Origin of the sequence: Burkholderia sp. COPS (assembly GCF_019425585.1) — a bacterium.
Classification (GTDB): domain Bacteria; phylum Pseudomonadota; class Gammaproteobacteria; order Burkholderiales; family Burkholderiaceae; genus Burkholderia; species Burkholderia cepacia.
This window is the reverse complement of record NZ_WIXR01000060.1, coordinates 112,276-125,440: the sequence shown is the minus strand read 5'-3', so window position 1 is coordinate 125,440 and position 13,165 is coordinate 112,276. Positions and strand designations below refer to the sequence as shown.

The 13,165-nt window shown below is 66.1% G+C and carries 13 protein-coding genes; 10 read left to right on the top strand and 3 right to left on the bottom strand.

The window, feature by feature from the left end; all coding sequences use genetic code 11:
* The first annotated feature begins 303 nt into the window (after positions 1-303).
* Positions 304-951, top strand: coding sequence for a hypothetical protein (locus FOZ70_RS34835; protein WP_060331360.1), 648 nt, complete (start codon positions 304-306; stop codon positions 949-951).
* A gap of 200 nt (positions 952-1,151) precedes the next feature.
* On the opposite strand, the gene fliD is transcribed toward FOZ70_RS34835, so the two are convergent.
* The gene (gene fliD / locus FOZ70_RS34830) at positions 1,152-2,654 is read right to left on the bottom strand and encodes a flagellar filament capping protein FliD (protein ID WP_219707722.1); all 1,503 of its coding nucleotides are present in this window, start codon (positions 2,652-2,654) and stop codon (positions 1,152-1,154) included.
* Between the two features lie 626 nt (positions 2,655-3,280).
* Between fliD and FOZ70_RS34825 the strand changes: the two genes are divergently transcribed.
* The 6 genes from FOZ70_RS34825 to FOZ70_RS34800 all read left to right on the top strand — a co-directional run bounded on the left by FOZ70_RS34825 (position 3,281) and on the right by FOZ70_RS34800 (position 9,049).
* The gene (locus tag FOZ70_RS34825) at positions 3,281-3,652 is read left to right on the top strand and encodes a hypothetical protein (protein ID WP_219707721.1); all 372 of its coding nucleotides are present in this window, start codon (positions 3,281-3,283) and stop codon (positions 3,650-3,652) included.
* Positions 3,653-3,659: 7 nt separating this feature from the next.
* Positions 3,660-4,073 carry a DoxX family protein gene (locus tag FOZ70_RS34820; protein ID WP_021160104.1) on the top strand — a complete coding sequence of 138 codons (414 nt, stop codon included), beginning with the start codon at positions 3,660-3,662 and terminating at the stop codon, positions 4,071-4,073.
* A 400-nt stretch (positions 4,074-4,473) separates the two neighbouring features.
* Positions 4,474-5,427, top strand: coding sequence for an SDR family oxidoreductase (locus FOZ70_RS34815; protein ID WP_060147450.1), 954 nt, complete (start codon positions 4,474-4,476; stop codon positions 5,425-5,427).
* A 139-nt stretch (positions 5,428-5,566) separates the two neighbouring features.
* Positions 5,567-6,475: a LysR substrate-binding domain-containing protein gene (locus FOZ70_RS34810; RefSeq protein ID WP_048029143.1), complete on the top strand. Its 909-nt coding sequence runs from the start codon at positions 5,567-5,569 to the stop codon at positions 6,473-6,475.
* Positions 6,476-6,655: 180 nt separating this feature from the next.
* Positions 6,656-7,984 (top strand): MFS transporter, encoded by a 1,329-nt coding sequence (locus FOZ70_RS34805; RefSeq protein ID WP_021160113.1) that lies wholly within the window; start codon positions 6,656-6,658, stop codon positions 7,982-7,984.
* An 81-nt stretch (positions 7,985-8,065) separates the two neighbouring features.
* Positions 8,066-9,049: a succinylglutamate desuccinylase/aspartoacylase family protein gene (locus FOZ70_RS34800; protein ID WP_059489286.1), complete on the top strand. Its 984-nt coding sequence runs from the start codon at positions 8,066-8,068 to the stop codon at positions 9,047-9,049.
* A gap of 141 nt (positions 9,050-9,190) precedes the next feature.
* Here FOZ70_RS34800 and FOZ70_RS34795 read toward each other — a convergent pair whose 3' ends face one another.
* The gene (locus FOZ70_RS34795; RefSeq protein ID WP_021160115.1) at positions 9,191-9,619 is read right to left on the bottom strand and encodes a VOC family protein; all 429 of its coding nucleotides are present in this window, start codon (positions 9,617-9,619) and stop codon (positions 9,191-9,193) included.
* 291 nt (positions 9,620-9,910) lie between these two features.
* Here FOZ70_RS34795 and FOZ70_RS34790 point away from each other — a divergent pair, with 291 nt between their 5' ends.
* Positions 9,911-10,051 carry a hypothetical protein gene (locus tag FOZ70_RS34790; protein ID WP_219707720.1) on the top strand — a complete coding sequence of 47 codons (141 nt, stop codon included), beginning with the start codon at positions 9,911-9,913 and terminating at the stop codon, positions 10,049-10,051.
* On the opposite strand, the gene FOZ70_RS34785 is transcribed toward FOZ70_RS34790, so the two are convergent.
* Entirely contained in the window at positions 10,048-10,320 is a 273-nt protein-coding gene (locus FOZ70_RS34785; protein WP_021160117.1) for a hypothetical protein, read from the bottom strand. The genes FOZ70_RS34790 and FOZ70_RS34785 overlap by 4 nt on opposite strands.
* A gap of 625 nt (positions 10,321-10,945) precedes the next feature.
* Between FOZ70_RS34785 and FOZ70_RS34780 the strand changes: the two genes are divergently transcribed.
* Both FOZ70_RS34780 and FOZ70_RS34775 read left to right on the top strand, forming a co-directional pair.
* The gene (locus tag FOZ70_RS34780; RefSeq protein ID WP_059651981.1) at positions 10,946-11,518 is read left to right on the top strand and encodes a hypothetical protein; all 573 of its coding nucleotides are present in this window, start codon (positions 10,946-10,948) and stop codon (positions 11,516-11,518) included.
* Between the two features lie 253 nt (positions 11,519-11,771).
* Positions 11,772-13,121, top strand: coding sequence for a reverse transcriptase family protein (locus tag FOZ70_RS34775; protein ID WP_219707719.1), 1,350 nt, complete (start codon positions 11,772-11,774; stop codon positions 13,119-13,121).
* Positions 13,122-13,165: the final 44 nt, after the last annotated feature.

Below are 13,165 nucleotides of genomic sequence, written 5' to 3'. Positions count from 1 at the left end.
CCGAGCCGAGCCGAGCCGAGCGCCAAGCCAAGCCAAGCCAAGCCAAGCCAAGCCAAGCCAAGCCAAGCCAAGCCAAGCCAAGCCAAGCCGCGGCGCCGCCGCCCGTCCGTCCGTCCGTCCGTCCGTCCGTCCGACGCGTTGCGTCCCGCGATCAACCGCCGCCGGCCGACCGCTGCATGTTCACGCAGGGCGACAAAAGCACACAAATCTGATCAACGCCCCTCATCGTTTCTTGTAACGATTCGTAATATCGCGCCGCCGAGCGCTTTTCCCGACGAACCGTTGAATCCGCATCCGCTTCCCATGCAACACGTGACGACGACAAGCCAGCCGCCGATCCTGGCGGCACCGGTAGATCCCATGCTGCACGCCGTGATCGATGAGGTCGTCCACCGGAGCGTGTCGGAAGCGACGACGCGCAGCGGCTACATGCGATGTGCCGACTACGCGATCGTCGGCGCGCAGGTGCTGACGCTGCTGACCGGCAAGCCGTACCGGCCGTTCGCGGGTGGCGAGGTGCTGGATTTCGGCGGCGGCAACCTGTATGCGCTGTGCACGACGCGCGAGCGGCGCCGCACCGCGCGGCATCTGTCGCAGCTCGCGAGGTATCACTGCTGGATCGAGGCGCGTCACGACGATATCGGCGGCCGTGCGCGCAAGGAAATCGTCGATTTCACGCTGCGCCACGACGAGACCGTGGCGAGCCATCTGGGGATGCCGTACGCACGCGCGTATCAGGCGTATTTCTGGGGCTGGGACGACGAGCACGCGGTACCGGCCGAACTGCACGGTCATCCGGTCTTCGCGAAACAGGGCCCCGTGTGGCGCTGGCCGGAGCGTGAATGCACGTCGCTGCTGCGCGCATACGAGCGCGAACGGCCAGGCTATTTCGGGCGTCAGGTGTCGCGTGCGATCGATTTGTTTGCCGATCGCGTCGAAGGTCTCGGCTGACGGCACGGCCGTTCGGGGTGAACTGCGGGCAAGCAGCCCGCCGGGATGGAGCGCGAACCGGCGGAGGGCGCCCGGCGCGCGCTTGCGCACGGCCGGGTATGAACGATGTTTCCGGGCACGACGCCACGCGCGGTGGCGCGAGCAGGTCGATCCACAGACCGGCGGCCGCCGCCGCGATCATCGGGCCGCCCGGGCGCTCGTCACTTGTTCGCCAGCGTGCCGCTGCTGTTGGCGCCGCCGAACAGCCGCGTCAGGTACTGCGTGTTGGAGTTCATCTTGGCCATCAGCGTGTTGAGCGCCGTGAACTGCGCCTGATACTGCTTGGTCAATTGCGAGGCGTAGTCGGCCAGATCGGTCTGCTGCTGCGTGACGCGCTTCAGGTTGGCACTCAGCGCGTTCGTGCGCACTTCGATCATCCCGCCTTTCTTCGTGAAGGGCGCGATCTGGTCGGTCAGTTGCTTGCCCATCCCGTTCGTCGAGTTGAACAGGCGCGCGACCCCTGACGGGTTGCTGGACAGCGCACTGTCGAGCTTCGCGCTGTCCGCCTTCAGCGTGCCGTCCTTCTCGAGCGAGATGCCGATCGCCATCAGGTTCGTGTGTCCGTTGCCGTTCTCGTTCGCGACACCGCGCGCGACGATCGACGCGAGCGAGTTGCGGATCGTGTTCAGCGTCGAATCGCCGATCAGCGCACCCTGCGAGCTTGCTCCTTCGGTGTAGCTCGACAGCGCGCCCATCGTCTTGACGACGGTGTTGTAGAGGCTCACGAAGTTCGTGATCGTGGCCGCCTGCGACTTCGTATCGGTGCTCACCGTGAGCGTTTGCGTATCGGTCGCGCTGACCGCGGCCGCCGACAGGTTCAGCGTGACGCCGCTCAGCACGCCCGACACCGTGTTGCTCGCGCTGGTCGACGCGATGCCGTTGAGCGTGAACTTCGCGTCCTGCGCGACGGCGCTTTGTCGCCACGCGGCCGCGCTGTTCGCCGATTCGATCTTCGACGCGCCGCCCGTCGTGTCGGCCGTCGACGTGACGCCGAGGTTCGACAGCCCGTTGTCGTTGGCCACGTTGCCGACCGCGACGCTGATCGCGTTCGCCGAGCCCGTCTTCGTCGACGCGAGCACGAGGTGCGCGCCGTCGGTGCCGTTGATCACGGTCGCGCTGATCCCCGGGTTGTTCGCCGCGGAGTTGATCGCGGCCGCGATGCCCGACAGCGTGTTGTTCGTGCCGGTGACGTCGACCTTGAACGACTGGCTGCCGAGCGACAGCGTCAGCGTGCCGGTGCCGAGCGCCTTGCTCCCGTCGAAGCCCGCCGAAGCCAGTGCCTGCGCGGTCGCGGTCTGCGTGACGCCGATCGTGTAGGTGCCGGCCACCGCGCCCGCGCCCGCCGTCGCGGTCAGGCCCTTGCCGCTCGCGACCGCGGTGAACGTCGACTGCAGCCCGCCATTCGTCAGCGAGGCGAGGCCCGCCTCGAGCGCACCCAGCGCCGACGACAGCGCGCCGAATGCGGAAATCTGCGTGGTGCCGGTGGTCTGCGACGCGGCGAGCGCGGCGGCCCGGCCGGCGGTTTTCGCATTCACCAGCGTCTTGACGAGCGTGCCGACGTCCATCGACGGATTCCCTGTCGAGCCGTTGATGATCGATTGCGCCGCCTGTTGCAACAGGCTGTTCGTGTTCGCGCCGCTGCTCACGGGCGTGTTCGTTGCCATGGGTGGTCTCCGATTGAATGACGATCCCGTGACGAGCGGCTGCCGGGTCGGCCTGCGGCGCTTCGAAGGCAGGGCGCGTCCGGCGCGACGCGTTCCCGGGGTTCACGGGAGTGTCGGGAAAACGTAAGGACGTGCGCTATCGTATATTTAAATCGGTATTGCTTGGTAATTTTTTGTAATGCATGTCGAGAAAAATGCAGATTGGAACGGGGTGTTTGAGTGAGGGCTAAAGGTTTGCGATCTTTTGCCGTAAACACACCGTTTCGGTTGTATTTATTCAAGCATTTTTCACGGTTTTGAGAGCCGGAAAAGGGCGAGAAGGATTGGTCAATGTTTTGAGCTGGTTCTGCTAAACATCGGATCGATTGACGGTATGTGGAAAGCGTGTTCCATGGTCGATACCGGGCTGAAATCCTTGTCTGACGGACGAAACGCGTCACCGGTGATTCCAACCCGCCTGCCCGTGAAACGTTTTCGCATTGCCGATGTTCGTTTCCGGGCCATGAGCTTTTTTATGCAACGGAATGCCAGGTCGATTGCAATGCAGGGAGGGTTGTGTGAATCAAGTCAGCCTTTGTGAATCGCATATCGAACTCGTCGTTCAATGACAGTCGTGATACGCGGTTGTGACCGATTTACGTCAATTGAGGCCGAAAATATCGATTGAATCAGGTGGCCTGAAAGAAGTAGGGTGTTTCCGTGTTCCGGACACATTGAGCGGGTTGATTTGCGCTGCCTGCCGACCTTTGCCTGTCGGCGTGATTGTCTTCGATTGTCCACTTGAACGAGACAGCGAATCCTTCTTTGACGGATTGATGATTCGTGGCGAGACAGTAGACTGCATCCGTGCTTCGCCAGAACCGATCGGAAGCGCGCTGGGAACGGCGCAACCCGACGGATTCTTCGGCGGCGAGCCCTCCGGCCTGCTGTCCGATCGTGCGAGGAGTGATTCGGCGCCTCTCGGCACCGGATGCATCAAACCGTCAATTCAAGGGTGATATTGCTATGCGTTACGTTTCGCTGGAGTCGAAGAAGGACGAGCTGCTGCTGGCGGCTCGCGTGCTGTTGATGATCCTGTTCGTGCTGTTCGGCTGGCAGAAGCTGAGCGGCTTCTCGGGCACCGTCGCGTACATGGCGTCGACGGGGAACCCGGCGCCCGAACTGGCCGCGGTGATCGCGGTGGCGGTCGAGCTGGTCGGCGGCCTGCTGATCGCGGCCGGCTTCTATACGCGTCCGCTCGCACTGGTGTTCGCCGCCTATACGCTCGCGACCGCGCTGATCGGCCATCGCTACTGGGCGCTGCAGGGGATGGAGCAATACATGGCGATGATCAACTTCTACAAGAACGTGAGCATCATCGGCGGGCTGCTGTTGCTCGCACTGACCGGGCCGGGGCGGTATTCGCTCGACCGGAAGTAACGCGGGGCGGCGTTTCTGTCCGGCTCGGAGCCCGGTGCACGTAAGTGCGCCGGGTTTTGTTTTTGTGGGCGGGGTGTGACGTGTGGCGCGTGCGCGGTGCCGCGGAGCATCCGGCGTCCATGTGCCGCCGCTCACTGATCGGCACGCAGCGGATATGTTCGAATTCCTGATTGATTCGGGCGGTGTCGATGCTGCCACGATCGCGACGGATTGCCCGTCATTCGTTGCACGATCGCGTGTCCCGGGCATCCGTTGCCGGATCGCCTCCGGGTTGAAGCCCCCGCGATCGAAATAACTGCCTTGCGTTTGCCCGGCATGAGGCGGCGCGCCGGTCATCGGTTTATGCCCGGCATGCAAAAGTTGGGATAGGCTCTCGGAAATCCCCGTTCCCCTTTCACAGATGGCTACCGTGCCGCAATCGACCGTTCTTCTCATCGGCGCCGCCGGCCTCCTCGGCCGCGCGGTTGCCGCATCGCTGTCCCGCGAGTCTTCGTTGAACCTCGTCGCGACGATCCGCAACCCGCACGGCGCAGGCGCAAAACGCCTTGCGTTGCCGGCGGAAAACCTCGCCGAACTCGACGTCCTCGACGAGCCGGCCCTCGAACACCTGTTCGCCACCCGCCAGCCGGCCGCGGTGATCATCTGCGCGGCCGAACGCCGCCCGGACGTCTGCGAACGCGATCCTGGCGGCGCACGCGCGATCAACGTCACCGCCCAGGCGCGCATCGGCGCGCTCGCCGCGCGCCACGGCGCATGGACGCTCGGCATCTCCACCGACTACGTCTTCGACGGCAAGGCCGCTCCGTACCGCGAGGACGCCACCCCGAATCCGCTGAACATCTACGGCCGCACGAAGCTGGAAGGCGAGGCGGCGCTCCTCGCCGCGTCGCCGCTGTCGTGCGTGCTGCGCCTGCCGCTGCTGTACGGCCCGATCGTCGACTGGAGCGAATCGGCCGTCACGAGTCTCGTGCCGGCGATCGCCGCGTCCGCACGGCCGGGCGCCGACGCGGTCGGCATGGACGCCTGGGCGATCCGTTACCCGACGTATACGCCCGACGTCGCGGACGTCATCCGCGACCTGACATTGCGCCATCTCGCGGGTGCGTCGATCACGGGCATCCGTCACTGGTCGGGCGAGGAGCCGATGACGAAGTACGACATTGCGCAGCGGATCGCGGCCGCGCTCGGCATCGAAGCATCGCTCACGCGGATCGACCAGCCGACCGACGCGACGCCGCGTCCGTACGATTGCCATCTGGACGCATCGCGCGTGCGTGCAGCCGGGATCGATCACGCGACGCCTTTCGATATCGCGCTGCGCGCCGTGCTGCGCGATGCGCCGCAGACGCTGTAGGATCGGGCGCCACGCCGCGGCCCGCGCCGCGTGATCCGCAGCCGTCCGCGTCCGTAACCGCAGCCGCAGCCGCAGCCGCGCGACGGAGGCGGCCCGCGCGCACTGGCCGGCCCATCATCGCCCACCCAGGAGCCCAGCCATGCAACTGAAATGGCTCGAAGACTTCGTCGAACTCGCCCGCACGCGCAGCTTCACCCGCGCGGCAGAGAACCGGTTCGTCACGCATCCGGCGTTCGGCCGCCGCATCCGGTCGCTCGAGGAGTGGGTCGGCGCGCGCCTGATCGCGCGCACGAAGCCGCTCGAACTGACGGCGGCGGGCACCGTCTTTCTCGATGCGGCATCGAACGCGCTCGACATCCTGCACGGCGCCCGCACGCAACTCCAGGAAGCGTCGCCGGTGCTGGAGAACAACCTGCGAATCGCGACCGGCCGCACGCTGTCGGCCACCTTCTTCCCCGACTGGTACGACGAGACCGTTGCGCGCGCCGGCTTCTTTACGGCGACCGTGTCGACCGGCAGTGCGGAGGAAGCGATCCTGCAGCTCACGGCCGGCGACGCCGACATGCTGATCGTCTATTCGAGCCCGCATACGCGGCTGCTGATCGATCGCGACCGCTTCGACTGGTTGTCCGTCGCGCGCGAGGTGCTGGTGCCGGTCAGCGCGTTCGATGCGCGCGGCAGCGTGCGTTACCGGCTGCCGGCCGGCCAGGCGCCTGTGCCGTGGCTCGCGTTCGCGCGCACGCTGACCCTGCGCGCGGTGCTGGCGCGCCATCTCGCCGAAATGCCCGGCCGCCCGACGCTGCGGCCCGTGTACCAGGCCGACTCGTATGAAGCGATCCTCGCGATGGCGCGCCGCGGGCTCGGCCTTGCGTGGCTGCCGCAGCGGCTCGTCGCCGACGACGTGCGGCGCGGCGAGCTCGCGATCGTCGGGGGCGCCGACTGGCAGATCGGCTTCGACATTGCGCTGTACCGTCGACGGAACGACCCGCACCCGGTACTGGACGCGATCTGGCGCACCGCGCCGGCACGCGACGACGGCGCCGCATAGCCTCCGCGGGCAGCGCCCGCGCGGCCTGCGCGCCGATCGGCACGATTGCGTGCCGAAACGGCACGAACGCCTGCCCCGCGTTGCCTACACTCCGCGCTTGACTGGCCCGAACGGCCGCCGGCAAAGCCGCGCGCCGTCTTTCAAAATCCTGACGGCCAGCATTACCGGAGGAGCAAAGGGATGACCCGCAATACACACGGCGCGACGCCGGCCCCGCACAACCCGTGGCGCGAGATCTGCGCCGCGAGCATCGGCAACGCGCTGGAGTTCTACGATCTGCTGATCTACGGTTACTTCGCGATCGTCATCGGCCAGCTGTTTTTCCCCACGCACGACGCGGCGACTTCGCTGCTGCTGTCGGTCGGCACGTTCGGCATTTCGTTCGTCACGCGTCCGCTCGGTTCGATCGTGCTCGGCAGCTATGCCGACCGTGCGGGCCGCAAGGCATCGCTGACGATGTCGATCGGGCTGATGATGCTCGGCACCGCGATGATCGCGTTCGCGCCGACGTATGCGCAGATCGGCATCGCGTCGCCGTTGCTGATCATCGTCGCGCGGATGCTGCAGGGTTTCTCGACGGGCGGCGAATTCGGCGCGGCGACCGCGTTCATGGTCGAGCAGGCCGACGCGAAGCGCCGCGGTTTCTTCGCGAGCTGGCAGATGTCGACGCAGGGGCTCGCGACGGTGCTCGCGGCCGGCGTATCGGCGCTGCTGAGCCTGCTGCTGACGACCGACCAGCTGCACACGTGGGGCTGGCGCGTCGCGTTTTCGGTCGGGTTGCTGATCGGCCCGGTCGGGCTCTACATTCGCCGCAACATCGACGAACCGGCCGATTTCCGCCGGCTGGGCGAGCAAGGGCGCGCGAAGTCGCCGCTGCGCGACGTGTTCGTGCGCGATCGCGCGAACATGCTGCTCGGCGCGGGTGTGGTCGCGACGGCCACGGCCTTCAACTACGTGCACAAGCTGTACATGCCGACGTACGCGGTCAAGCAGCTGCATATCCCGGCCACGTCGTCGTATCTCGGCGCGGTCGTCACGGGCGCGATGCTGATGGTCGCCGCGCCGGTCGTCGGGCATCTGTCGGACCGTTTCGGCCGCATCCGCGTGATGCTGATCGCGCTGATCCTGGTCGGCGCGACGACGTGGCCGCTGTTCGTCATGCTGAACCGCTATCCGACGGTCGAGACGCTGCTCGCGGTCCAGGCGCTGGTCGGCCTGTTGATCGCGGTGAGCCTCGCGCCGCTGCCGGCGCTGCTCGCCGACATCTTCCCGACGAGCACGCGCGGCACGGGCCTCGCGCTGTCGTACAACTTCTCGGTGACGCTGTTCGGCGGCTTCGCGCCGCTGATCGTGACCTGGCTGATCGACGCGACGCACAACAAGCTGGCGCCGAGTTTCTACGTGATGGCGACGGCCGTGCTCGGGATCACGTCGGTGATTTCGCTCGGCCGCCGGATGCGCGGCGCGGCGGCTGCCGCCGCGCCATCGACACGCGCGACCGGGGCGTGACGCGCCGGCCGCCACCCCGATTCCGGCGCAGCCGGCACATGCCGGCCGTGCCTTTCCCGAACCCAGTTGAGCCTTTCCGACATGACCACGCTTGAAGCCATCCGCGCCGCCTTGCCGGCCTATCCGATCGAAGTGGCCTTCCCCGACATCTCGCGCTGGCGCGCGGGCAATACGGGCATCGACTATCTGCATACGTTCGACAGCGGCCGGCCCGGCAAGCACGTGATGATCCTCGCGCTGACGCACGGCAACGAAGTCAGCGGCGCGATCGCGGTGGACACGTTGCTGGCCGCGGGCCTGCAGCCGGTTGCGGGCCGGCTGTCGCTCGGCTTCGGCAACGTGGGCGCATACGAGCACTTCAGTGCGGAGAATGCCGATGCGACGCGCTACCTCGACGAGGACATGAATCGCGTGTGGACGCCGGCCGCACTCGACGGTACGCGCGACAGCCGCGAGCTCGCGCGTGCGCGCGCGATGCGTCCGCTGCTCGATACGGTCGACCTGCTGCTCGACATTCATTCGATGCACGAGGCGTCCGCGCCGCTGATGATGACCGGGCCGCTCGAGAAGGCGATCGCGCTGGCGGCCGCAATCGGCACGCCTGAGCACGTGATCATCGATCGCGGCCATGCGAACGGCACGCGGCTGCGCGACTACGGCGGCTTCGGCGACGCGGCGAGCGCGAAGAATGCGCTGCTGATCGAGACGGGCCAGCACTTCGCCGCGAGCGCGCGTGACGTCGCGCTCGACAGCGCGGCGCGCTTCCTGCTGCATGCGGGCGTGGTTGCGCGCGACGACGTCGCGGCCTTCCTCACGCAGGCCGTGCCGGTGCGGCAGAAGTTCGTCGAGATCACGGAGCCGGTCGTTGCGCGTTCGATGGATTTCCGATTCTCGCAACCGTTCACGGGGCTCGAGGTGATCGGGAAGGCCGGCACTGAAATTGCCCGCGACGGCGACCATGTGATCGTCACGCCGTATGACAACTGCGTGATCGTGCAACCGTCGATGCGGCATCTCGGCGTGAACGTCACGATGATGCGGCTGGGGCGCTTGCTGGATCGGTGACGTCGCCGGTGGCGGACCGCCGGGAGACGGCCCGCGCGGTCGCACCCCTCAGCCGATGCGGGGTGCGCCGTGCCGCATACGATTCACGCGTCGGCGCGGGCGGCGCAGGCCGAACAGGCAGGGCGCCCGTGCATCAATCTGCTACGCGTGTCGCTTCGGGTTCCACGCCTTGTGTACGAATTCGAGACGGTTGCCGTCGAAGTCGGCTACGTTGGCGGCGTAGTAGCCGGGGGCGAAGTAGGTACGATCCGCCGGTTTCCCCTCGTCAATCCCGCCGGCCTTGATCGCGGCGGCGTAGGCGGCGTCGACCAGTTCATTGGTGTCGCAGACGATCCCGACGTAAAGCCCGGTCTCGCCGGGATGACGTTTGCGCAGCCAGATGCTCGATCCGACTCCCGCTCCCTTGCCGTACACATCGTCGCCGATGCCGTAAAGATCGGGGACGCCTTCCGGGCCCGAAGCGGAGTCGTAGTTGCCGAAAATTCTCCAGCCGAGTGGCTTCAAGGCTTCAGCGTAGAAGGCCAGTGATTTTTCGATGTCGGTGACTGAGATGTAAACGTGGTCGATCATTGGGCGCCTTCGACGTGGATGGGTATGGTCTGCGCATGGCGATATCCGACGGCCGGGCGTCTGCTCATGGCCGAGCCCCGACGGTCGCCGACGCAGGGACGCCTGATGCTACGGCCGTGCAGGCGCTTTCACAAGCCGCACATGGAATCACGCGCGAGCCTCGCGCAACGAACCGGCATCCGGCTCGGCGTGAACGTCGCGATGATGCGGTGGAGGCGACAAACGCAGGACGACGGCTGACTCCTGACGGCAAGCCGGCCGGCTTCATCGGTACCCGGCCGGGAATAGCAGATGGATGAACAGGTCGCGGGCATGCAGGTGCCATGTCACGCAGTATCGGCACCCCAGCCCGCGGTGGTGCTGGATTCAGACCGTCAATCCAGCACCGGGCTTCACGTATCGATAATCGTCGAGCGCTTCAAGGTCGATTAACGAATCGCAAAGCGGGTCGCCGGCGAGCCATTCGCGCAATTATTTCCATAGATAAACAGATTTCTGTTTTCTGAATATGCCTGGTAAATAATCGAATAAACTTCCTTGGCACTGAACGAGTAGACACCGTCGTTGATCGTCACCAGCAGGTTGCCGGTGGTGTCGGTTTCGATCTTGTCGATCTTGCCGGCTTTGCAAAGCGCCTGTGCGGACGCGCACGTGGAGGCGAGCATCAGTGCTGAAAACAGCACGGTTGCAATCTTCTTCATGACTTTCCTTTGGAATTGAATGAAATGATGCGATCTGACGACGTCGGCCACGTCCGGAAAGACATGTCTGTCCTTCCGGATTGCTGATTCGCAAGCGTCTGGAAATCAACGGGGCCTGGCAAGCTGGAACTTTGCGACCAAGCACGAATGAAAGGATTCGTGCTGCGCCTCCGTTACCTCTTTGATTTTTGAATCGCGGTGTTGCGGCGCACAACACAGACTATTTATTTGGGTTTGAGGGCGCCAATCGAATTAATTTATCGTTAATGGAATTCGATAATTTTTTGTTTGAATTTGATTTAATTGAATTCTGGATGGTGTTGTTTTTATTTTTTGATTGTTTCAATATTCAAATAATCGGCGACGAATATTGAGGCGATGATCGATGGTGGTGCCGGCGCGGCAGGCGAAGCGCATGGGCGTTCATGGGGGGCGATCGTTCGAGCGCGGGAGGAATCCCTGGCACGATGCGACTCGTGCCCGAACGGAAAGGCGCTACACTGCGCGGGTTCCCGGGCACACCGGGAGCGCCGGGGCGCCGGACACACGGTTTGCCGACACGCGACGATGGTTTCGCCCGCCCCCCCGGCTCATTCGAACAAATCACGAGAGCAAGAGAGGGCCCATGCTGACACGTCTTCGTATCGGACTCGATCGCGCGCGCGACCTGCGCGAAATGGGACGACCGTCCCCCGTCCACCCGCGGCCGCAGGCGAGCGAACTGGTCGACCTCAGCGCGCAGCGCGCGATGTGGCGCGTCGCCGTTCCGGGCCAGGCCGACTGCTACATGGCGGCGACGCCCGCCGAAACGGAGCGCTACGTCGTGCATCTCGACGCGCAGACGTTCTACGGCCTGTGGCTCGGCACCAGCCCGAGATTCCCGCAGCCGAACTCGCAGGACTGCGTGCCGCGGCGCGTCATGCCGCTCGACAGCAAGTACGCGTCGGCTGCCGCCGCGTTCCGGGCCGGCCGCCTTGAGCCGGTGGCACTGCCGCCGGTCGGCTACTGGATCGAGGGAGGCGGGTACGAAGTCGCGATGAGCAACGGCATGACGCGCACCTTCTGGCTGCTCGCCAACCGCGTGCGGTCGTTTCCGGTCAGCGTCGACAACGCGACCTGGGCCACGATGCTGAACAACATGGCCGGCGTCGGCGTCGCGCCGATCGCGTACCGCGAACTGTTTTCCCGGCGCGCGTAGGTCGGTCGTCGCGATCCGACAGCGCCGGATCGCCCCGGTTTGACACGCCGCGTTCGCGGCCTTTAAAGTCGCATCGCGGGCCGGTGGGTCAAGCTCACGCCCGGAACAGGCAGCCGATGTTCCAGGACTACGGGGCTACCCCGTGGATCAGATCGACATCCCGATGCGTCGCAAGGAGCGCCGTTGCGCGTTGCGCAACGTGACTCCTCGCAGTACCCGTCACGTTGGCTCATCGTCCCGCCCATCCTTTTCCATGTCTTCATCCCTGCGCGAAACCACCCGCACGATTGCCGAGGCGATGCTGGCCGGCGCGCCCGAACGTGCCGGCGTCCTGTCCCGGATGGCGGCGGTGCTCGGCGGCGCGCCGACGTGGACGCACGAAGTCGCGGATGCCGCGCTCGTGCGCTTCGGCGCGCGCTGGGCCGATGTCGACATCGATGCGCTTGCGGTGCACCTCGCCGATGCGCCGCCGTTCGTGCTCGCGTGGTACGGCAGCGACCGGCCCGCCGCGATCCGCGTCGTGCGGCGGCCGCTCGTCCAGCAGCCGTTGCCGGCGCCGCTGGCCGGCTGCGACGTGCCGCAATGGGCGACGCCCGGCGATCTCGCCGGCTGGCTCGGCGTGCGCGTGCCGGAACTCGACTGGCTGTCCGACCATTGGCGCGTCGACGCGCGCAGCGGCGCCACGCCGTTGCATCACTACACGTACGTGGCGCACGACAAGCGCAGCGGCGGGTGCCGCCTGGTCGAGATCCCGAAGGGCCGGCTGCGCGAAGCGCAGCGCCGCATCCTGCACGGGCTGCTCGACCGCATTGCGCCGCACGATGCGGTACACGGTTTTCGCAAGGGGCACGGGATCGTGTCGTTCGCGGCACCGCATGCCGATCGCGATGTCGTCGTCCGTTTCGACCTCGCGGATTTCTTCGTATCGATACGCGCCGCGCGCATTCACGCGCTGTTCGTCACGCTCGGGTACCCGGCCGAAGTCGCGCGCACGCTCACCGGGATGTGCACCAATCGCGTACCGTCCGCGCGGCTGCTGGCGCCGGACCTGCGCGACCGGTTCGACTGGATCGGCCGCCAGCGCTATCGCGAACGGCATCTGCCGCAGGGGGCGCCGACGTCGCCGGCACTGGCGAACCTGAGCGCCTTCGGCTTCGACATGCGGCTTGCCGCACTCGCGCGTTCGCTCGATGCAACCTACACGCGTTATGCCGACGATCTCGCATTTTCCGGCGGCGGGGCGCTGGCGCGCGACGTCGAGCGGCTGCAGGTGCGCGTGGCCGCGATCGCGCTCGAGGAGGGCTTTGCGCTGCACCTGCGCAAGACGCGCGTGATGCGGCGCGGCATGCGCCAGCAACTCGCCGGCGTGGTCGTCAATCGTCATCCGAACCTGGCGCGCGATGAGTTCGATCTCCTGAAGGCCATCCTGACCAACTGCATCCGGAGCGGGCCGGCGTCGCAGAATCGCGATGCGCGTCCGGACTTCCGCGCGCATCTCGCCGGGCGCGTCGCGCATGCGGCCGCGCTGAACGCGGCGCGCGGCGCGAAGCTGCGCGCGCTGTTCGACAGGATCGCGTGGGACGCCCGCGAAGTCGGTCTGTAAGCGGCCGAAAAGCGACCGACGAGCGGCCGAAAAGTCGCCAAAAA

What these genes read in the sequence shown, in the direction of transcription:
- FOZ70_RS34835 (WP_060331360.1), top strand. Translation starts at nt 304, where the DNA reads ATGCAACACGTGACGACGACAAGCCAGCCGCCGATCCTGGCGGCACCG.
- fliD (WP_219707722.1), bottom strand. Translation starts at nt 2,654, where the DNA reads ATGGCAACGAACACGCCCGTGAGCAGCGGCGCGAACACGAACAGCCTG.
- FOZ70_RS34820 (WP_021160104.1), top strand. Translation starts at nt 3,660, where the DNA reads ATGCGTTACGTTTCGCTGGAGTCGAAGAAGGACGAGCTGCTGCTGGCG.
- FOZ70_RS34815 (WP_060147450.1), top strand. Translation starts at nt 4,474, where the DNA reads ATGGCTACCGTGCCGCAATCGACCGTTCTTCTCATCGGCGCCGCCGGC.
- FOZ70_RS34810 (WP_048029143.1), top strand. Translation starts at nt 5,567, where the DNA reads ATGCAACTGAAATGGCTCGAAGACTTCGTCGAACTCGCCCGCACGCGC.
- FOZ70_RS34805 (WP_021160113.1), top strand. Translation starts at nt 6,656, where the DNA reads ATGACCCGCAATACACACGGCGCGACGCCGGCCCCGCACAACCCGTGG.
- FOZ70_RS34800 (WP_059489286.1), top strand. Translation starts at nt 8,066, where the DNA reads ATGACCACGCTTGAAGCCATCCGCGCCGCCTTGCCGGCCTATCCGATC.
- FOZ70_RS34795 (WP_021160115.1), bottom strand. Translation starts at nt 9,619, where the DNA reads ATGATCGACCACGTTTACATCTCAGTCACCGACATCGAAAAATCACTG.
- FOZ70_RS34790 (WP_219707720.1), top strand. Translation starts at nt 9,911, where the DNA reads ATGGATGAACAGGTCGCGGGCATGCAGGTGCCATGTCACGCAGTATCG.
- FOZ70_RS34785 (WP_021160117.1), bottom strand. Translation starts at nt 10,320, where the DNA reads ATGAAGAAGATTGCAACCGTGCTGTTTTCAGCACTGATGCTCGCCTCC.
- FOZ70_RS34780 (WP_059651981.1), top strand. Translation starts at nt 10,946, where the DNA reads ATGCTGACACGTCTTCGTATCGGACTCGATCGCGCGCGCGACCTGCGC.
- FOZ70_RS34775 (WP_219707719.1), top strand. Translation starts at nt 11,772, where the DNA reads ATGTCTTCATCCCTGCGCGAAACCACCCGCACGATTGCCGAGGCGATG.